Raw genomic sequence first — 20,014 nt, forward strand, 5'->3', positions numbered from 1 at the left:
CACTCAACTAAATGAACGACCAAGAAAAACATTGAAATTTAAAACACCGTCACACATGATTGAAAGGAGTGTTGCGATGTTCACTTGAACCTACAGTGGCTTCCTTTAGGATGTCGCGTTCCATTGTCACGCGTTTAAGCTCTTTCTCTAACTGCTTAATTCGATCGGTTTGCTCTTTAGACTGAACGTGTTCTTCACTATCAGGGCCATACATCTTTATCCAGTTATAAAGAGAACTGCTAGTGACTCCCAGCCTCTCAGAGACGCTAGACACCGAATAACCGTGGTCGGTAACTTGTTTCACCGCCTGTATTTTAAATTCTTCTGTAAATCGCTGAGACATCTTTTCTCCTTAGTACACATAATTATAAAGCAATTAAGTGTCTAGAGAAGTCTGGTCGATTCATCTTGCCTATCCAGATGTAAAGTTTTTAGGCCATCATAAAGAGGAACCCTACTAGTTTTCAACTTGGTAACTTGTACAGTATCAAGTTGTGAATTGTGCATTAACATAACAGTATCAGCTAGTCTTAATGTGGCGACAAACCACGTGATATACAGTGCATTTCTTTTCTCTTCTGAATTACCAAAGTCGGCGTATGTATCGCATATTGAAACGAGCCACTTTGTGTTGAAATTACCAACTACAAACTGAATGTTACTTTTTACAAGGTCGTCGAACGCAGAAAAATTCGAAGATACATCTACTGAGTTTCTAAGTTTCTTAATTAAGTCTATCACATCACTTTCAATACAATTTTTATTCATTTCACCGAAGGACACCATATTCAATTTAATGAGCGATATAACAAATCTGGCAAAAAAATTATTTTCGTAAAATACCGACTAATCTGCCATTGTCTTCAACAAGTAATTTGTTTAGCTTCTTGTCTTCCATGATTAAGTCACCGTAAGAGACTAACTCATTGACGCCGATTGTGTAGGGGTTACGCGACATTAAGTCTGTCGCCTTTAATTTAAATACTCCGTCGCCATGATGCTCGATAGCCCTTCTGATATCGCCATCAGTAATTAGGCCTATAATAGCGCTCTCATCATTTGTAACTATAGCAAGGCCCTGTTCCCCTTTTGATATGGTATCGATTATATCTATCAGTGGCGAATCTATATTAATAATTGGGAGGTTATTTGATACCATTTGGTCTTTGACCTTGTGTAGAAGTTTGCGCCCCAAGCTTCCTCCAGGATGGAATCTAGCGAAATTTTCAGGTCTAAAGTCCCTCCCTTCCATCAATGCAATTGCTAATGCATCGCCCATTGCTAGTGTCGCAGTAGTTGACGCTGTTGGGGCAAGTTTAAGTGGGCAAGCTTCTTGAGGAACCGCTATATTAAGGTGGTACTCGCTTTGTAAGGCTAGCGTCGAGCGAGGATTTCCAGTCAGTGAAATCAATAGATTTTTATTGTCTTTGAGAAATGGAAGTAGCTTGAGAACCTCCTCGGTTTCTCCTGAGTTTGATATTGCTAAAAATATATCTTCTGAGGCGACCATGCCCAAGTCGCCATGGAATGCTTCACCTGGGTGCATTGAAAAGCTAGGCGTTCCGGTACTAGCTAAAGTCGCAGATATTTTATTTCCTATAATACCGGACTTTCCCATTCCGCAAACAATTAGGCGCCCTTTGCTATTTAAAATTGCGGAGACAGAATCAGAGAAGTCATTTGTGAGTAATGCCGACAAATTAGCGACTGCTTCGGATTCTATTTTAAAAACCTGTTTTGCTCGTTCTTTAAGGTCCATAACCTATACTATTCCATTATACTTTTTATTCTTTCGTAGTCTTCTATCGTATCGACGCCGTGAGGACATGCATCATCAACCTTAGCAACCGCTATTTTCTTGCCGAGATGCAGAGCTCTTAATTGTTCTAGTGCTTCGATTTGTTCTAGCTTGGACACAGATGATTGACTTAAATTTTTGAGTGTACTTACCCTATATGCGTAAAGACCTATATGGCGATGATATACTCCATCATTAATTGACAGGTTAGCGAGGCTGTCTACTTTATCGAATTTCCCCCTTTCCCATGGGATAGGGGCTCGACTGAAGTATAGGGCTGAAGAATCTTCTGCAGAGACAACTTTCACTATATTAGGGTTAAATAAATCCTCAACCGAGTTTATAGAGCACATAAGAGTAGAGATATCGGCCCAATGGTTTGTTGTGAGTTGCTCAACTACTTTTTCTATATATTTGGGGTCGATTAAAGGCTCATCACCTTGAAGATTCACTACAATATCGTTGTCGTCAAAACCTAACTTTATTGCTACTTCAGCTAAGCGATCTGTGCCGCTTTCATGCGCCTCATTAGTCATTAAGACTCGGCACCCAAAGGATTCTACAGTTTGATATATTCTGTCGTCGTCCGTAGCGACAATAACAGATTCAATGTTGGTCTCTAAAGCTCTCTGGTAAACATGCCAAACAACAGGCCTTCCTTTGATTTCGAGTAAGGGTTTGCCCGGTAGTCTAGATGAGTTATACCGGGCTGGAATTACTATATGTACGCTCATTTTATATTGAAGTATCCAGTGAACTAAAAGATTTGACTAAGTCATCTACTGCCTTGACCTGAGTCAAGAAGGGCTCAAGTATTTTTAGGGGTAAAGCACTAGGGCCATCGCACTTAGCTTCATTTGGATTCGGGTGAGATTCTAAGAATAACCCTGCAATTTTAGTAGCTATGCCGGCTCTAGCTAATTCGCACACTTGGTCGCGGCGGCCGCCAGATGCAGCGCTACCCGAGTCGCGGGTTTGTAAAGCATGAGTGACGTCAAAGATAATTGGCTTGTTATCTGTCACTTTCTTCATGACACCAAATCCAAGCATATCAACAACCAAATTATCATAACCATGGAGAGTTCCACGGTCACAAAGCATGAGTTGGTCATTCCCCATTTCTTCAAATTTGTGGACAATATTTTTCATCTGCCCAGGGCTGATAAACTGTGGTTTTTTAATATTTATTGGCCTCTTTGTTTCAGCAAGCGCTGCAACGAGGTCAGTTTGGCGAGCAAGAAACGCAGGCAGTTGCAGTACGTCAACGATTTCAGCAACGGGCTTGGCCTGCCACGGCTCGTGTACATCTGTGATTACTGGAATATTTCCAAATTCTTTCTTCACTGCTGTGAATATCTTTAAGCCCTTTTCTAAACCGGGGCCACGATAAGAATGAATTGATGAGCGGTTAGCTTTGTCAAAAGATGCTTTAAATACGAGCGGGATATCCAACTTCTTACATACCTCTACATAGTGACCGCATACATCAATCGTAAACTGCTCTGACTCTAGAACATTTACTCCGCCGAATAGGCAGAATGGTGTGTTGTTGCTTATCTCAATATTTTGGATTCTCATGATAACTATTGTTCTCAATTCTCTAGTCGATTATGTCTTTTTGCGTGAACGGCTTACCAGTCATCATTTCATACTCTCGCAACCATTGCTCTGCATAATCACAATTTTGATAATTGTTAAAATACGGACCGCCATCTGTGAAATGTAGAAACTTAGGTTTTCCGTTATCTGGTTCTTTATACCAGTCTACCAACCAATTCCACTCAAGGGAAAGCTCTCCAATTTCGTGATCTTCTAGCCACATAAATCTGTGAAGGTAAAGAGGAGAAATCTCGTTGACCAAGTCCGGTGTAATAAGTTGATTTTTGGGATGGTCGAGATTCCACAAAACGACAGAAGACCAATTCTTTCGGGGGTATTGAGTTTGAACTTGACCGTCTAATTTAACAGTATCAGATGGTGTATGGTTATGTTTTACCACCATTACTGCGTACTTGTTATCAGCTTGGTCAAACAACTCATTTACATCAGTGAGAGCTAGAACGTCATTGTCGCAAAACATCACCCAGCCTTTGTGACCAGCAAGCCACGGGGTAAGGAAACGTGTAATTGAAAACTCTGTTGAACCGTTTTTATCTACGTCTCTGTAATAGATCCCTAAGTCTCGTAACGCTTGTTGGACAATAGGGTAGCACTTAACGTCTGCTGAGTGCCTCTCTATAGAATGTTTGGCAACCTGATATACCACATCTTGATATGAAGTGTACCCTACAAAAACTTTTCTCATAATTTTGCTCCTTGAATAATTTTGTAGAGAGTAATGAAGATAGGAATCCATTTCAATGAGACTGAAAAAATAAGTGAGGTATTCCTTCTGCTTTGACGTGGTAGTTGTGAAATTCCTCGAATCAGCTTTAAAAATGTAATAGAGTATTTACACATTTAGGAGCTAAAAAGTCAGCTTTTCCACAAAAGCTGTATTTCGGGAAGAACTATCAACTATGAAAAATATTCTTGTTACTGGCGGCGCCGGTTTTATTGGCAGCCATCTGTGTCCACTTCTGCAACAAAACGGTTTCAATGTTACTATTTTGGACACCTTATCGCCCCAAATTCACGGCGAGTCACAAGAAACCCCATTATGGATTTCTGATTCAAACATTCATTTCGTTAAAGGTTCGGTTACAGATAGAGATGTAATGAAATCAGTGCTGAGCAACGCTGATGGAATTGTTCACTTAGCGGCGGAGACTGGAACTGGTCAGTCGATGTACGAAATAGAGAAATATAACCAAGTTAATAGCCAAGCCACAGCGTTGATGTTAGATATTATAACTAACGAACAACTTCCAATTAAACGCGTTTTATTGGCGTCTAGCCGATCGGTTTATGGTGAGGGTGCTTATTTAGCCGACGGCCAAGGCGCAACCAACAGAATTTATCCACGGCCTCGAACTCCTGAAGAACTAGCAAACCACCAATGGACTGCCAAAGATGAGAATGGCAATGACCTAGTACCAGTTCCAACCCGCGAAGACGATAAAGTTCAGCCAGCATCTATTTATGCATCGACAAAATATGCACAAGAAGATTTAATTGCCATTTGCTGCGAGTCATTGGGGATCGGCTATGGCATTTTGCGTTTGCAGAACGTCTATGGCGAAGGCCAATCACTGAATAACCCCTACACGGGTATTCTGTCTATCTTTTCAACGCGTGTGAGAATGAACAAGCACTTGCCTATTTTTGAAGATGGCTTAGAAACTCGCGATTTCGTTCATGTATCTGATGTTGCTGGTGCCTTTCTAGCTGCACTCACAAAAGAAGAGGCGCCTAATACGATAATTAATGTTGGTACAGGAGAGTTTACAACAGTAATAGATATCGCCAGTCAGCTAACACGTGCTTTTGGCAAAGAACCGGATATTCAGGTTACTGCTCAATATCGAGTCGGGGATATCAGACACAATTGTGCTGACATCACTCGTTTAAAAGACGTACTCAATTACATTCCAAAAGTCTCTCTTGAAGAGGGAATGAAACGTTTTGTTGACTGGGTAAATACTCAACCTCTCCCAGAGGACAAACTCGATAAAGCCAACCAAGAGCTGAAAGAAAAGAACTTGATGGGGTAATAGGTATGGTAATTAAGATTTTTGGAGATAGTCACACCAGTGCGATCAATAGAGCATTGCAGAGCGGATCATTTCCTCCTAATTTAGCGATCGATGCCAAATGGTTAAAGTTAGGTAAGTTAGGTGATATTGAGTTTGAAGATGCACTAGAAGAAGTTAGAGCTCTCAGTGAAAATGACTTGCTAGTCATAAGTATCTTGGGGACACTACACAACGTATTTGGATTATTAAAGCAGAATCCACCTTTCGCATTCTTCTATGATAAGTTAGAAGGGCCCGGTGATCTAATACCTACTAATACACTTAAACAGTTATTTTTGGGTAAAATAGAAGCAAACAAACGAGTCTTCGAATTGATTGAAGCCGCTAATTGTAAGGTCGTCCACTTATCAACACCTCCGCCAAAAGGCGACCAAGAGTTCTTGTTGGATATCGCTGCTCGCAAAAACACCAAATATCGTGATATGGAAATACACGCCGCGTCTCTGAACTCGCCAAGTTACCGCTTAGGGCTTTGGAAATTTGAAATGAGTGTTCTCGAATCTTGTTTAAATCATCATGGTGTTGAAATAGTGAGTGTGCCCTCAAGCACTATTGATTCAGATGGTTTTTTAAAGCCAGAGTTTTACGATACGGACTTCACACATGCTAATTGTGAGTATGGAAAAGAAGTAATCAAAGTGCTGGAAGGATTATTATAAATGAAACATCCATATAAATCGTTACCCGAGAAGAGCTTTTGGCGAAAGTCTGTCGCTAATAAAGATGTTTCAGCAGTGGAACCTGTTTGTGATTTTGGGTTAACTATTACCAAAGATTGTAAAGTAGCTACTGCAGGCAGTTGTTTTGCGCAGCATATAGCTCGTCATATGAGTAATTCTGGATTCAACTATTTAGTTAGTGAACCCGGAAACCCTCTATTGAGCGATACGATTCGAAAAGAACAAAACTACGGCTTGTTTTCCGCTCGCTATGGGAATATCTATACAGCGCGACAACTTTTACAATTATTTAGGAGAGCTTTTGGTCTATTAGAGCCAGTAGAATCATATTGGGAGCATGAAGATGGGTCGTTCAGAGACCCATTCAGGCCGACTACACAAGTGGGCGGTTACCCAACAGTTGATGAGTTATTAGAAGATAGAAAACTTCATTTAAGTAAAGTTAGAGAAATGTTCTCTGAAGTCGATGTATTTGTTTTTACATTGGGTTTGACTGAGTGCTGGAGGCGCAAAGATGATGGTGTTGTTTTCCCAATATGCCCAGGCGTAGAGGGTGGCACATTTGGCCCAGAAGTTTATGAATTTTATAATCAGAGTGTCTTTGACATTATTTCGGACCTCAAAGAATTTATCGGTTTACTCAGATTAAAAAATCCTTCTGTAAAAGTACTATTTACTGTCTCTCCAGTGCCGCTGATGGCTACCGCGGAACAAGGACAACATGTACTCACAGCAACGACGTATTCAAAGTCAGTACTTCGGGTCGCGGCTGACGAAGTCGTGAGACAATCAAACGATGTTTTTTACTTCCCTTCTTATGAAATTATTACAGGCAATTTCAACAGGGGTTCATATTACGGAGACGATTTACGTAGTGTTGTAGAAGATGGCGTAAACCATGTTATGCGAGTGTTTTTCAATAACGTCACTGATAGAGACTCCACAAAGCTTGCTAAAAAAACGCCTACGGTTTCGAAAGAACTACCTGAGCAAACTACCAAAAGTATTATTGATGTAGAGTGTGACGAAGAGCTTTTAGATCGCCATAACTAATCATTTTCTAAATCATTACAACAAGCAGTACGCCCATGTTGAGCAGAATAAAACGCTTTCTAAGAAAAAGTGCAATCAGTAGTTTAAAAGCATCATCACTTTTTGATGCAGATTGGTATGCATCAGAGTATGGAATTAACCTCCCTAAAAAAGATTTGTTATCGCATTACCTTATAGATGGGCATTTACAAGGTTATGACCCCAGCGCAAAGTTTAACGGTGAAGCATATCGTAGGGTATATTTGAATAGCAGGACTAACCCTTTGGTTCACTATTTGAGCAAAGGGCGGTTCAAAGGATATGTTAAGGTGCCGTCTTCTCGTTATATTAGTGAAGAAGATGTAATTGCGAAAATAAGTAAGGGAACAAATAAAGCTCCTATAATTAAGCTACTCGATGAATCTTCCGGCTTTTTTGCTAATTGGTACGCAAGTAACTACTGTTTACCCGACAGTATTAAAGAGTACGCTACTTTTCATTATCTTGTCTTTGGCTCTGAGAGAGGGTTCGACCCAAATCCTTATTTTTCGACTTCTGATTATTTGAGGAACAACTCAGATGTTGAAAAAGAAATGATTAACCCCTTTTACCATTATTTAACTTGTGGAAGATCAGAAGGTAGGATTGTTGGTGTTTCATCTAGGTTTGCATTTGACGATAATGCTCTATCGAAAGAGGTTACACTGCGGAAGGAGGCGATTAATGCTATTTTGTTAGAGGGAAATTTCGATCTTTCTTGGTTTAATAGATCTTATGGATTTTTCTATAAAACAGAAGGTTACGCTCTTTTGCATTACCTTGTTGGTAATTATGACTATTCACTCGATCCCTGTTACTCGTTCAATACCTCAGATTATGTGAAGAAATATGATGACATCAAGCAAAGTTCAATAAATCCTTATCTTCACTACGTCAATTATGGTAAGTCTGAAAAGCGAGTTACCGAGTTATCCGAAAAGGCGCGAGAAAGTCACATTAACGATTACTTGCGCAGTATCAAACTTAAAGTTAGTCAAAAAATCGAGCTCGAACTTTTAGGGCGTAGCAAGTTCTTTTGTTTTAAGTTCTACTCTCGCAAGTACAAAAAGCTTGGTTTAGAGAATTCACAATGCGCTAAACACTACTACTTATTTGGAGGGTTTGAAGGGAAAGATCCATCAGCGTTATTTTCCAGCTCTTATTACCTTTCTATGCATGAAGATGTGCTAGAGAGTGGAATGAACCCGCTCGTCCATTATTTGTTGACTCAGAATACTGAGCGAAGAGCAATATCTCATTCCAAGTCTGCACAAACAGATATATTTGGAGAGGTCGTTATCTCCGAGGTAGATTCGAATAACACTTACTTGCCGTCTTTAGCGTCTGAAGCTTTGGATTCGCTAAACGCTAAGATTGCCAAGCGTGTTGGTTTTAAGCGAACTGTTGAAGCTAACGTTAATTCAATCGAGGATTTTGAATGGACGAATACTACAGCTTCTCTACTTAGCACGTTCGCTCCAGAGATTAGCTGCAAGAAAATAGTTGATGAAGAAAATGCTTTTGGGTTTTTAGCCCCACAGGTGAAATTGCTACAAAACCGAACACACAACAAATTGAGATTTGGCTTGGAATGCAAGGACGATCAAGAATATTATTTTGTATTGATTCAAAAGCCTCTCTCTGCGACTGATAGAGACCCGTTTATCGTTGAAACCGTGTCGATTTCTGCGCTCGGAACATCGTATGTCGATTTGTCCTTAGCAAATCCTTATAGCCCAGTCGCTGTTTTGATAGTTAGCAGTAACCTAGTGATAGATGTTTTTTTCGTTCCCTTTCCGTCACTGCTTGACGGTGGCTTACACGAAATTGAACTAGGGTATTATTCTGATAATGCCAAACAGACTGTCCTAGAATATCAGTTTCTTTGCAATAAACTGAATCGTGCAATAAAGAATGTTCAACGAACTGAGGAAAGAGTTTGGAATGTTGATTTAAATGACGCTAGAGGTTTTGAACCAATTTTCGATAGTGAATTCAGAACGTGGTTGAAAGACTACTGGAATGTTAAAGTTTCCACAAGTAGTCAAGCAGATGTAAATTTTGAATTGCACACAACGCTAGGAGTGTGTCCTGAGAAATTACCACAATACCTTGCTGGAGAAATTCCTTCACTTCATTATCTTTCCGGCCTTGTTTTTGACGAAACGACAAAGCCTCAACATGTTCTATATAGAAGTCGACAAGAACTTAACTTGGTAGAACGTCACGTAAGAAGGAGCGCTTCGGTTAAAACACGACCAACACTCGAGCAGGAGATTTCGGCTCTCAGTGTTGATGCACCAAAAACTCATATCAATAACATTTTGGGGGCGGCAAACTTACTCGAGCAAAACGAAGTGGATAGCGCGCAAGAGATTAATGTTGTAATTAACTACAAGTCGATGCTAGTTAGTCAGTTTACTTATGTGCTACAGATGTTGCAAAGTCAAAAGGGCGTGACTATCGTCTCTTTATCTTTAATCGTAGGTGAAACTCAGAAGTTAGATATAAGTCAATTTAGTGCTTGGCATGGAATTGACATCAAGCTTTATAGAAGAAGCGACAGTCAAACTTATCATGCCGTTTTGGAAAAGGTATTTACGTCTATTAATAAAGGCACTGTAGTGCTATTTAGTGACAATGTTTACCTTTATAACACGTCGACTTTGTCGTCTTTAGTAGGGAAACTCGATACCGAAGTTAAAATTGTAGCGCCTTTGTTGGTTGAAACGCATAATGAAAAGAATAAAGAAAAGTTAGGAGAAATAAGCTTTTCTTATCATATCTTTCATTCTCAAGAACATGCTAATTATAAAGTTGGGGTCTTAGACTCAAGTCTTGCTTTAAACCGAAGTTCTTTTGTTGAGTCTACATCTCATCCGCTCCTTGTTATCGATGTTGATTCGGCTATTCCTAGCTTGAAACTGCTTAATAAAACCGAGCATGTTGAATCGATTTTTGATGAAGCTCAAAGTTTATTTTTGTTTAGTTATGCGGCTTGCTCAAAAGGTATGTCGATAGTTAACGCTAATAAATTTGCGGTGGGGGGGGAGTCGATGAAATTTTGTACTGTAAATGTTGAGTGGGCCGAGGAACTACTGCCTATTTTAACGACAGCGTGGAAGGAGTAGAAAGATGAACATTTGTATTGTAGTACCTTCCTCTGGATACCTATTGCAGGCTGGCGTTCGAATCCGTTATGAGCGTATTAGTACTCAACTTTTGAAGCAAGATGTCACTTTAAACTTTAAAGTCATTGATGATTTTGTTGGAAGTACGGACTTTAAGGACGATATTTATATTATTAGTAAGGTATATGATTTCAGAGCTGTAATACTTGCAGTTGAAATATCATCTGCTGGTAAACTCGTTGGTCCAGATTTGTTCGATGATTACTTCAGTAATTTAGAGGATTTTCGGTTTACACGTCTGCGAAAATGGTTATCAGAACTCGCTAAGTTCAGTAACTTTGCGCTTTGTTCTACAACAAAAATTAAAAGTCGTTTGGAATCATATTTTGATGATGTGCCAATGCACGTATTGAACGACCCTGCTGATATTGAACCAGAGGAACTTCAAGAAGTTCTTGCTCTAGTAGATACGAAACAATCTGAGTTTGCCTTAAATCAAGAGTTACGAGTGCTTTGGTTTGGCATTGGGGATAACCCCCATTTTGATGTCGGAATCCAAGATCTAGTCAGGTATGCCCCTCAAGTATTAAGAAAACTAAAAAAGGCTTTTCCTAACATCAAACTAACCCTTCTTACTAATCATAGAGCTTTGACAGTAGATGCGTATGAAATGTTGAAGCGTTTACCGATAGAATATGACCTACAGTTTTGGACTGAAGAAAAAGAGAGCTTATTGTTGGGAGAATCTACTGTTACTTTACTTCCAGTTAATTTTCAAAATTTTAGTAAAGTGAAATCTTTTAATAGGGCGGTTACAGCACTCGCGAAGGGATCTCAGGTACTTTCATTGGGCTACGATCTATACGAGCAATTACACTCAATTATCTATAGAAATGTAGAAGAACTAATAGTCCATTTGACGTCTAGTTCTCTGAAGTTTTCACTAGAAAACGAAGATTTAATCAAATCACTATTTGCAGAGTTTGCCAGCGCCTCGAATGAGACATGTAACCTGATCAATTTTTTGAAGCAACTTGGTCCCTCGACAGCAAGAGTAGACGATTCAGTGAAATTGATTAATCTAGGTTCTAATCTTGATAAAAAACTATATAAATTCGCAATTAATTACAGCTGGGTTTGTGTATCTTCACCAGCTCTTGGTAAGCAAGCTAATTATGTCTTCAGTATTGTTCACGATAAAGATGGAAAACTCTCTGTGACAATAGGGAAAGGCGCGCAAAAACTTCTCCTTGATATTCAAAATCGAACAGACCGCTTAGTAAGCTCTAAACCAATTCAAGATAAACTGCAGTTGTCGGACGGTCTAGAAAATATTTTTAGCAGTGGCGAAAACAGTTTTTTCTACAGCAATTTGTACAAACAAAGTCTAGCTGCAACAGAATCAGTAATTGACGGCTTTTTTAAACGCTATATTTTGCTCAACGCAGAAACAAGCAAATCTTTCTTCGCTTATTAATTAGAGGCCTGTTGTGCAACATAAAGTTATTTTCTTAATGAATTTACTACAGGACGTTAATATTCTTCGTCCTCTGATAAATTTAGCGGCAAAAATTGAAAATTCGTATCCAACAATTATTCAGAGTAAAGACTTTACTATTAGAGATACTTCTAAAAGTTGGCAAAGTGAGCTATGTGATATTGCATTAGCGACAGGAGCTATTGTTCAACAGGTAGACGATGAGATTGAAGCTCTGCATTTATTGGAGGGTAGTGGTGGTATTGTATTTGCTGCGAGTGAGTCGAACTTACCTCCACATAGATTTACTCATAACATTTTCAAAATGTTAAGTGATGACTATGTTTCTGTGACTCTGCAGCATGGTTTCGAATGTGTGGGTTTTTCCCAAAGTGTACAACACAACCTCTCTTACGGCGCCAATGTTTATTGGAGTGCCGATGTGGTTTGTGCTTGGACCGACACAGCAAATTTACCTTCTATATCCGCCTTGCAAAGTCAGAAAGTGTTGCCATTTGGTCCTACTTTTGTTCTTAATGAACCTCCACTTTCCGATCGCTGTAATGAAAGGACAGGCCTCATTTGCGAAAACCTACATTCGGTAAGAATGTCGGCCTCAGGTGATTTGAAAAATGAGTTTATGGCAACATTCGAATCATTCTGCTCTGCAGTGGCTAGTCAGAAGAAAAAGGTTACTTTGCGTCCACATCCTGGTGGCCAATATGTGCTGAAAAACAAAGTAAAGTTGCCCAAGAATGCAGTCATAAATAATGAACCAATATATAAAGTTGATCTAAGCTCTTTTACATTTGGAGTTTCCGCACCTTCGTCGATCTTAATCGATATGCTCTATGCGAAAATACCCGTTGCGGTTTGGGTTGATGAGCAAGGAGTGATGGATCACTCAAATTATAGAGGGTTAGAGACAATTTCAAATGCTAAGGAAATGGAGCTATTTTCTCAAAGAGCTGAGAGCAACCCAGAATATTTTCTAGCTAAACAAAAAGTATTTCTTGAAAATAGTGGACTTATTCTGAATGCGAGGGAGGGTGCAAAAAACTTTGTGAACCTCATAATGAATTCGCTCACGACTAATGAAAAGCATGGTGAGACTTCGGAAGAGAAAGTGTTATTCATAGCCAATGATATGATACCTACTTTGCAATTGAGCTTCATTAAACCTTTGCGGACGTTAGTAGAGCGCGGAGATATGTTATGTGAATACTTAACAGAGAAAGAGCTCAAAGATGAGTTTGGCGGCCTTGCAAGCGCTTCAATTTCCCAACGGTACGTGGTTAGACGATTAGACGAATTTCGACCCAGTAAGATTGTATTCTGTCGATATAGTGGGCCACATGCTGTCTCAGTAAGGCTTTGGGCTTTGCAAAATAATGTACCTGTTTTGTTCCATATTGACGACGACTTACTAAATGTACCGCTTTCGTTAGGCAGAGCTAAATTTGAACAGCATAACTCCCCTCAACGCGTTAAAACAGTGAGATACTTACTCGATCACGCGGATCTAGTTTACTGTTCAACCCAACCTCTGTTGAAAAAATTCGAAGCTCAATCCGTACAAAATAGAATGGTTAGCGGAGATATCTATTGTTCAGCCGATGTCGCTGTTCCAGCTTACGAACGGAAAGTTAAAAAGCTAGGCTATATGGGATTTGACCATTCCCATGACTTGGATACCGTGCTGGACGCCATCGTACGAATCTTGAATGAATATCCAGAAACAACGTTTTCAATGTTCGGTACCATACCAAAGCCTGAAAAATTAAAGTCGTTCGGTGAACGAATTATTATGATTGAGCCAGTTAGGGACTATAAGCTATTCCTTGAAACTTTTGCTGATCTTAGCTGGGATATTGGAATTTGCCCCTTAGTCGTTGATGAGTTCAACAAGGTTAAAGCGAATACGAAGTGGGTCGAGTATACGTCAATTGGTGCTGCAGTTGTTGCGACGAAAAATACAGTATACGATGACTGTGGTGCAGATGGATGTGCAATCTTGGCCGAAAATAACGAACAATGGTATGACGGTCTTAAAGCACTTATCGAGAGTCCCGCGGCACACTACAAACAACTCAAAAAAGCCCAGCAAAAGTTAGAAAGCTATTACAATGTGAATACACTGACTAAGCAGGTGATGACAATGTTTCAACGTCTAACAGATAAATAGTTAATTATTTATGAATAAATTAAAATTTGCAGGCAGATTCGATTGCCAACTTTCAGAGAATACTGATCATACTTTTGCTGTAAGTCATGCGTTGAATATTTACGGTGCGAATGCAATATACAGTTACATACCTAAAAATGCTTGTTCAACATTGAGACTCAGTCTAGCCGTCGCTAACGGGGTAGTAACTGATGTCCCATCTCAGCACAACTGGATACATCAGAACAACTCTAGTTTTGTCGCAAACCTTCGTGAACTGGTATCTGTCGATTATTCCTTCATTGTATTAAGGTGTCCATATCGCAGAATTGCCAGTACTTTTTTAGATAAATTTGTTAGTTTGTCAAATTTGTCAGTTCGGTTCATTGAAAGCCAATATGTCGACTTTAATATCCTCAATATGAACTTTCTACGTTTTTTGAAAAATATAAAGCGTCAAACAGATAGGAATAGAGACCATCATTGGAAAACACAAAGTGCGTTTTGGGTTTTCGAAGAGTACAGTGAAGTATTCAGTGTTGAGTGCTTTGAAGAGGCTGCTAATACTCTAAAAAACAAAAAAATCTTAGATGTTGTAGATGCACGTCTCTACACCAAACATTCAGTGCAAAGTTCACAATCGAGCCATGATGAATGTTTTTCTCGAACAAGTATCAGAGTCCTCAATGCAATGAAGCAAAAAAGTAATTTGCCTCAGTACGAAAGTATGTATTGTGAAGAAGCGAAGGCTTTGGTCGAGGACATTTACAAAGAAGACTTTGATACATATGAAAAGCATTTTGGTCAAAGATATTTCCTATTTAAAAGAGGACAATAAGGAATGAGAAAAGGAATTATATTGGCTGGTGGTTCCGGCACTAGACTACATCCGCTAACCAAAGTGGTTAGCAAGCAATTGATGCCTGTTTACGACAAGCCTATGATCTACTACCCGCTTACCACACTGATGATGTCTGGTATCCGAGATATTCTGATTATAACTACTCCTGAAGAGCAGCAACGTTTCATCGACCTTATTGGCGATGGTTCGTCTCTAGGCCTGAACATACAATATTCTTCTCAACCATCGCCCGATGGTTTGGCACAGGCATTTATAATTGGAGAGGAGTTCATTGGTAACGATAGTTGTTCATTAGTCTTAGGTGATAACATCTATTATGGGCATGATCTAAAGCTCTCGCTTCAAAAAGCATTTAAGCAAGAGCATGGTGCGACGGTATTTGGTTATCATGTTCATGACCCAGAACGCTATGGCGTGGTCGATTTTGATGAAAGCTGGAACGCGCTGTCGATTGAGGAAAAGCCAGAAACGCCAAAATCCAATTATGCGGTGACTGGTTTATATTATTATGACAATCGCGTGGTAGATTTTGCTAAAGAAGTTAAGCCGTCACATCGTGGTGAACTAGAAATAACCGACCTTAATAATCTTTACTTGCAAGATGGCAGCTTAAAGGTTGAGCTAATGGGCCGAGGCTCTGCTTGGCTTGATACGGGAACGTTGGATTCATTACTTGATGCAGCAAACTTTGTTGCTGCTATTGAAAAGCGCCAGGGCTTAAAGGTTTGTTGCCCTGAAGAAGTCGCTTTTAGAATGGGCTATATAAACGCTGAACAACTCGAAAAGCTAGCAGCTCCATTGAAAAAAAGTGGCTATGGTGATTATTTACTCAAAGTGATTAACGATCGAGTCAAATAATTATCAGCCAACGGTCATTAAGTTAAAGTGATAGTGTTCACATCTCCATCTACGGAATTAAGTAAAACATGCAAGCAATAGAAACAGACATCCCAGACGTTAAAATTATCGAGCCAAAAGTATTTGGCGACGAGCGCGGTTTCTTTCTAGAAACCTTCCGCACCGACTGGTTCAAAAAAGAATGTGCAGATGTTGAATTTGTGCAAGACAACCATTCAAAAAGTAGCCAAGGTATTCTTCGTGGTTTGCATTACCAGTTAGAGCAGACCCAAGGAAAATTGGTTCGCGTAGTCAGCGGCGAAGTATATGATGTTGCCGTAGACATGCGTAAAAGCTCATCGACTTATGGAAAGTGGGTAGGAGTTTTACTGTCGGCTGAAAATAAGCGTCAACTATGGGTGCCTGCAGGTTTTGCTCACGGTTTTTATGTAACCAGTGAATCTGCTGAGTTCGTATATAAATGCACAGACTACTATCACCCAGAATCAGAAGTGTCGGTTAAGTTTGACGACTCTACTTTAAACATCGATTGGCCACTAGTTAATGGTGAAAAGCCGTCTTTATCTGGAAAAGATGAAAATGGCGTCGCGTTCGTTGATGCCCCTACGTTTTAAGGATTAAACATGAGTATTGTAGTTATTGGCAATGCTGGCCAGTTGTCGTATGAATTGGTTCGTATTCTAGGTGAAGACACTATTTGTTTGGGCCCTGAAGATACTGACATTACCAACGAATCTGTACTATCTGAAACGCTAAGCAAACTAGCGCCAAGCGTTATTATTAACGCAGCAGCTTATACAGCGGTAGATAAAGCAGAAGACGACGTTGATTTATGCCACGCAATAAACGCGACAGCCGTTGAAAACTTAGCAAAGTACTGTAAGCGGTCGGGTGCATTTTTAGTGCATGTGTCTACCGATTACGTATTTAACGGCCATAAAGGTTCGCCTTATCTCACAGATGACACTATCGAGCCTCAAGGGGTTTACGGTAAAACCAAAGCCGATGGCGAAAAGGCCTTGCTTGATTTACTGCCTAACTCAAGTTGCTTAATTCGTACCGCGTGGGTGTATTCATCTCATGGGAATAACTTCGTTAAAACCATGCTTCGTTTAATGGCAGACAAACCGCAGTTGTCAGTTATTGACGACCAAATTGGCACCCCTACGTGGGCCAAAGGGTTGGCAGAAGTGTGCGTAAGTGCAGCGCAGAATAAAACCCAAGGTGTATATCACTGGACGGATGAAGGTGTTGCAAGTTGGTACGATTTCGCACTAGCCATTCAAGAACTTGGCATTGAAAAAGGTTTGTTATCTTCGGCTATTCCAGTATTGCCTATTCCTTCTTCTCAGTACCCAACGCCGGCTTCACGACCGCACTACAGCGTGCTAGATAAGACCAGCACACGAGATACTTTTTCATCACTTAATCTTACACATTGGCGTACTCAATTGTCTGCCATGATGGATGAATTGAAAGCATAATTATTGAGTAATACACGTATGAAAACAATTTTAGTAACCGGTGGGGCAGGGTTTATTGGCTCGGCAGTTGTTCGCCATCTTATTAATGATACAGAACATAAAGTAGTTAATTTAGATAAGCTTACCTATGCGGGTAACTTAGAATCGCTTTTATCTGTATCAGATAACGAGCGGTATGCGTTTGAACAAGTCGATATTTGTGATGCCGACGGCGTAAAAGCAGTTCTCAATACCCATCAACCTGACATCATTATGCACTTGGCGGCTGAATCTCATGTGGACCGTTCAATTGACGGCCCAGGCGAGTTTATTCAAACCAACGTAGTAGGTACTTACACCTTGCTTGAGCAGGCTCGTGCTTATTGGTCAACGCTTGATGAAGGGAAAAAGGAAGGCTTTAAATTCCACCATATTTCAACTGATGAAGTATATGGCGACCTTCCACATCCAGATGAAGTAGAAGAGGGTACAGAATTACCTCTATTCACTGAAACTACCCCTTATGCGCCAAGCTCACCTTATTCTGCAAGTAAGGCGTCTTCCGATCAGTTGGTGCGTTCATGGCTACGTACTTACAAGCTACCTACACTGGTAACCAACTGTTCGAACAATTATGGCCCGTATCACTTTCCTGAAAAGCTGATTCCTTTAGTTATTTTGAATGCCCTAGCTGGCAAGCCGCTACCAGTATACGGTAAAGGTAATCAAATACGAGATTGGTTGTATGTGGAAGACCATGCCCGTGCATTGGTGCTAGTTGCTCTTGAAGGAAAAATTGGCGAAACCTATAACATTGGCGGCCATAACGAAAAGCAAAATATTGAAGTAGTGAATACAATTTGCGACATCTTGGATGATGTTCAGCCAAAAGACAGCAAGTATTCAGAGCAAATCACTTATGTGGCAGACCGCCCTGGTCACGATATGCGTTATGCTATCGATGCATCTAAAATTGAGCGCGAGTTAGGCTGGTCACCACAAGAAACCTTTGAAAGCGGTATTCGCAAAACCGTTGAATGGTATTTAAGTAACGAAGGCTGGTGGAAAGCCGTGCTTGATGGCAGTTATCAAGGTGAACGCTTGGGGGCTGGCGAGTAAACGTTAACACTCAATACAATCGAAAAGCGTTATGAACCCTGCTATGAAAAGATAGTAGGGTTTTGTTGTTATTAAGCACTAATAAATACAAATTTAATATTAGGCGCGTATATTGCTTTGTTAACGCTAAATTACGATTTTTTTGAAAAATGCGTGCTCAAGCTCTACAGAAATTTGGCATTCGAGGTCATTAGGCACCTTTATGATGCAATTTCATGATTATTTCAAAAAACTCATGCACAATGTTCAGATTGAATCTTATTTGTATTGTTATACCTAAAAGAATTGGAGATAAAGTAAATGGATAATACGTCGAAAAGTTTAAAGATAGCCGTTGCAGGCACAGGCTACGTTGGTTTATCTAATGCAGTATTACTAGCACAGCACAATGAAGTGATTGCGGTAGATGTAGTATCGGCGAAAGTGGATCTTCTAAACGACAAAAAGTCTCCTATTGAAGATAAAGAAATTACAGAATACTTAACGAACAAGCAGCTTAATCTTAAAGCCACGTTAGATACTGAACTTGCTTATAAAGACGCCGAGTTTGTTATTATTGCCACGCCTACCGATTACGATGCGCAAACCAATTACTTCAATACCAGCTCAGTAGATGCGGTAATAAAAGAAGTGATGCGCGTTAATCCTAATGCGGTAATGGTGGTTAAGTCTACCGTACCAGTAGGTTTCACTGTTGAAGCAAAAGAGCGTCATGGTACTGAAAATATCATCTTCTCGCCTGAGTTCTTGCGTGAAGGTAAAGCTCTTTATGATAACTTGTACCCAAGCCGTATTATTGTGGGTGAGCAAAGCGAACGCGCAAAAACATTCGCAGCGTTATTAGAGCAAGGTGCGATTAAAGAAGACATTAACATTCTTTTCACTCACAGTACCGAAGCTGAAGCCATCAAGCTTTTTGCTAATACTTACTTAGCTATGCGTGTCGCTTACTTCAACGAACTAGACAGCTATGCAGAGCGTAGTGGCTTAAATTCTAAACAAATCATTGAAGGTGTTGGACTAGATCCGCGAATTGGCGATCACTACAACAACCCAAGCTTTGGTTATGGTGGCTACTGCTTGCCGAAAGACACTAAACAGTTGCTAGCTAACTACAGTGAAGTGCCTAACAACATGATTCAGGCTATTGTAGATGCTAACCGCACTCGTAAAGATTTTATCGCCGATTCTATTGTGAGTCGTCAGCCTAAGGTTGTGGGTATCTTCCGCCTAATTATGAAGTCTGGATCTGATAACTTCAGAGCAAGTGCAATTCAAGGCATCATGAAGCGTATTAAAGCGAAAGGTATCGAGGTTGTGGTATATGAGCCTGTTATCACCGAAGATGATTTCTTCAACTCACGCGTAATTAAAGATTTAGAAGAGTTTAAATCTATTTCTGACGTTATTGTGGCTAACCGCGTAACTGATGACATTGAAGACGTATTAGAGAAAGTATACAGCCGTGATTTATTTGGCGCTGACTAGTACTTTTACAAAAAATTAATAGCCCACAAAAACCAGCGTTAACGCTGGTTTTTTTGTTTTCAATATTCGCATTATCTTACACTTACCACTTTTTGCCGTTCTTTTACCTGTCATTACGGTTTTTAAAGACGATACTTTTAGCAATGCATTTCGAATTTTCTTAGGTTATTATGCTTTGGAAATTAAATGGTATTGTTAAAAAAACTAT

General features: G+C 39.9%; 16 protein-coding genes and 1 pseudogene. 12 read left to right on the top strand and 5 right to left on the bottom strand.

Features of this window, described 5'->3' with window-relative positions; all coding sequences use genetic code 11:
• Positions 1 to 97: 97 nt before the first annotated feature.
• The 5 genes and pseudogenes from J8L84_RS19770 to J8L84_RS19790 all read right to left on the bottom strand — a co-directional run.
• A pseudogene (locus tag J8L84_RS19770) lies at positions 98 to 343 on the bottom strand (transposase); the annotation flags it as partial.
• 483 nt (positions 344 to 826) lie between these two features.
• Positions 827 to 1,759, bottom strand: coding sequence for a KpsF/GutQ family sugar-phosphate isomerase (locus tag J8L84_RS19775; RefSeq protein ID WP_211072200.1), 933 nt, complete (start codon positions 1,757 to 1,759; stop codon positions 827 to 829).
• Between the two features lie 8 nt (positions 1,760 to 1,767).
• Positions 1,768 to 2,532: a 3-deoxy-manno-octulosonate cytidylyltransferase gene (kdsB, locus tag J8L84_RS19780; protein WP_211072201.1), complete on the bottom strand. Its 765-nt coding sequence runs from the start codon at positions 2,530 to 2,532 to the stop codon at positions 1,768 to 1,770.
• A gap of 1 nt (position 2,533) precedes the next feature.
• Positions 2,534 to 3,376 carry a 3-deoxy-8-phosphooctulonate synthase gene (kdsA, locus tag J8L84_RS19785; RefSeq protein WP_211072202.1) on the bottom strand — a complete coding sequence of 281 codons (843 nt, stop codon included), beginning with the start codon at positions 3,374 to 3,376 and terminating at the stop codon, positions 2,534 to 2,536.
• 22 nt (positions 3,377 to 3,398) lie between these two features.
• On the bottom strand, positions 3,399 to 4,103 hold the full coding sequence (locus J8L84_RS19790) for a hypothetical protein (RefSeq protein ID WP_211072203.1): 705 nt from the start codon (positions 4,101 to 4,103) through the stop codon (positions 3,399 to 3,401).
• A 214-nt stretch (positions 4,104 to 4,317) separates the two neighbouring features.
• On the opposite strand from J8L84_RS19790, the gene J8L84_RS19795 reads away from it, so the two are divergent.
• The 12 genes from J8L84_RS19795 to J8L84_RS19850 all read left to right on the top strand — a co-directional run bounded on the left by J8L84_RS19795 (position 4,318) and on the right by J8L84_RS19850 (position 19,806).
• Entirely contained in the window at positions 4,318 to 5,451 is a 1,134-nt protein-coding gene (locus tag J8L84_RS19795; protein ID WP_211072204.1) for an NAD-dependent epimerase/dehydratase family protein, read from the top strand.
• 5 nt (positions 5,452 to 5,456) lie between these two features.
• Complete coding sequence (locus tag J8L84_RS19800) at positions 5,457 to 6,152, top strand: hypothetical protein (protein ID WP_211072205.1); 696 nt, start codon at positions 5,457 to 5,459, stop codon at positions 6,150 to 6,152.
• Positions 6,153 to 7,226 carry a GSCFA domain-containing protein gene (locus J8L84_RS19805; protein ID WP_211072206.1) on the top strand — a complete coding sequence of 358 codons (1,074 nt, stop codon included), beginning with the start codon at positions 6,153 to 6,155 and terminating at the stop codon, positions 7,224 to 7,226.
• A gap of 35 nt (positions 7,227 to 7,261) precedes the next feature.
• Entirely contained in the window at positions 7,262 to 10,375 is a 3,114-nt protein-coding gene (locus tag J8L84_RS19810; RefSeq protein WP_211072207.1) for a hypothetical protein, read from the top strand.
• Positions 10,376 to 10,379: 4 nt separating this feature from the next.
• Positions 10,380 to 11,852 (top strand): hypothetical protein, encoded by a 1,473-nt coding sequence (locus J8L84_RS19815; RefSeq protein WP_211072208.1) that lies wholly within the window; start codon positions 10,380 to 10,382, stop codon positions 11,850 to 11,852.
• A 13-nt stretch (positions 11,853 to 11,865) separates the two neighbouring features.
• On the top strand, positions 11,866 to 14,037 hold the full coding sequence (locus J8L84_RS19820; RefSeq protein WP_211072209.1) for a hypothetical protein: 2,172 nt from the start codon (positions 11,866 to 11,868) through the stop codon (positions 14,035 to 14,037).
• Between the two features lie 10 nt (positions 14,038 to 14,047).
• Positions 14,048 to 14,854 (top strand): sulfotransferase family 2 domain-containing protein, encoded by an 807-nt coding sequence (locus J8L84_RS19825; protein WP_211072210.1) that lies wholly within the window; start codon positions 14,048 to 14,050, stop codon positions 14,852 to 14,854.
• 3 nt (positions 14,855 to 14,857) lie between these two features.
• Positions 14,858 to 15,736 (top strand): glucose-1-phosphate thymidylyltransferase RfbA, encoded by an 879-nt coding sequence (gene rfbA, locus J8L84_RS19830; RefSeq protein ID WP_211072211.1) that lies wholly within the window; start codon positions 14,858 to 14,860, stop codon positions 15,734 to 15,736.
• 68 nt (positions 15,737 to 15,804) lie between these two features.
• Positions 15,805 to 16,350: a dTDP-4-dehydrorhamnose 3,5-epimerase gene (rfbC, locus tag J8L84_RS19835; protein WP_211072212.1), complete on the top strand. Its 546-nt coding sequence runs from the start codon at positions 15,805 to 15,807 to the stop codon at positions 16,348 to 16,350.
• Between the two features lie 9 nt (positions 16,351 to 16,359).
• Positions 16,360 to 17,220: a dTDP-4-dehydrorhamnose reductase gene (gene rfbD, locus J8L84_RS19840; protein WP_211072213.1), complete on the top strand. Its 861-nt coding sequence runs from the start codon at positions 16,360 to 16,362 to the stop codon at positions 17,218 to 17,220.
• An 18-nt stretch (positions 17,221 to 17,238) separates the two neighbouring features.
• A complete protein-coding gene (gene rfbB / locus J8L84_RS19845) occupies positions 17,239 to 18,318 on the top strand; it encodes a dTDP-glucose 4,6-dehydratase (protein ID WP_211072214.1) in 1,080 nt (359 codons plus the stop codon).
• 300 nt (positions 18,319 to 18,618) lie between these two features.
• Positions 18,619 to 19,806: a nucleotide sugar dehydrogenase gene (locus J8L84_RS19850; protein WP_211072215.1), complete on the top strand. Its 1,188-nt coding sequence runs from the start codon at positions 18,619 to 18,621 to the stop codon at positions 19,804 to 19,806.
• The last annotated feature ends 208 nt before the right edge of the window (positions 19,807 to 20,014 follow it).

Source organism: Alteromonas sp. MMG017 (genome assembly GCF_018100795.1).
Taxonomy (GTDB): Bacteria; Pseudomonadota; Gammaproteobacteria; order Enterobacterales; family Alteromonadaceae; genus Alteromonas.

What these genes read in the sequence shown, in the direction of transcription:
- J8L84_RS19775 (WP_211072200.1), bottom strand. Translation starts at nt 1,759, where the DNA reads ATGGACCTTAAAGAACGAGCAAAACAGGTTTTTAAAATAGAATCCGAA.
- kdsB (WP_211072201.1), bottom strand. Translation starts at nt 2,532, where the DNA reads ATGAGCGTACATATAGTAATTCCAGCCCGGTATAACTCATCTAGACTA.
- kdsA (WP_211072202.1), bottom strand. Translation starts at nt 3,376, where the DNA reads ATGAGAATCCAAAATATTGAGATAAGCAACAACACACCATTCTGCCTA.
- J8L84_RS19790 (WP_211072203.1), bottom strand. Translation starts at nt 4,103, where the DNA reads ATGAGAAAAGTTTTTGTAGGGTACACTTCATATCAAGATGTGGTATAT.
- J8L84_RS19795 (WP_211072204.1), top strand. Translation starts at nt 4,318, where the DNA reads ATGAAAAATATTCTTGTTACTGGCGGCGCCGGTTTTATTGGCAGCCAT.
- J8L84_RS19800 (WP_211072205.1), top strand. Translation starts at nt 5,457, where the DNA reads ATGGTAATTAAGATTTTTGGAGATAGTCACACCAGTGCGATCAATAGA.
- J8L84_RS19805 (WP_211072206.1), top strand. Translation starts at nt 6,153, where the DNA reads ATGAAACATCCATATAAATCGTTACCCGAGAAGAGCTTTTGGCGAAAG.
- J8L84_RS19810 (WP_211072207.1), top strand. Translation starts at nt 7,262, where the DNA reads ATGTTGAGCAGAATAAAACGCTTTCTAAGAAAAAGTGCAATCAGTAGT.
- J8L84_RS19815 (WP_211072208.1), top strand. Translation starts at nt 10,380, where the DNA reads ATGAACATTTGTATTGTAGTACCTTCCTCTGGATACCTATTGCAGGCT.
- J8L84_RS19825 (WP_211072210.1), top strand. Translation starts at nt 14,048, where the DNA reads ATGAATAAATTAAAATTTGCAGGCAGATTCGATTGCCAACTTTCAGAG.
- rfbA (WP_211072211.1), top strand. Translation starts at nt 14,858, where the DNA reads ATGAGAAAAGGAATTATATTGGCTGGTGGTTCCGGCACTAGACTACAT.
- rfbC (WP_211072212.1), top strand. Translation starts at nt 15,805, where the DNA reads ATGCAAGCAATAGAAACAGACATCCCAGACGTTAAAATTATCGAGCCA.
- rfbD (WP_211072213.1), top strand. Translation starts at nt 16,360, where the DNA reads ATGAGTATTGTAGTTATTGGCAATGCTGGCCAGTTGTCGTATGAATTG.
- rfbB (WP_211072214.1), top strand. Translation starts at nt 17,239, where the DNA reads ATGAAAACAATTTTAGTAACCGGTGGGGCAGGGTTTATTGGCTCGGCA.
- J8L84_RS19850 (WP_211072215.1), top strand. Translation starts at nt 18,619, where the DNA reads ATGGATAATACGTCGAAAAGTTTAAAGATAGCCGTTGCAGGCACAGGC.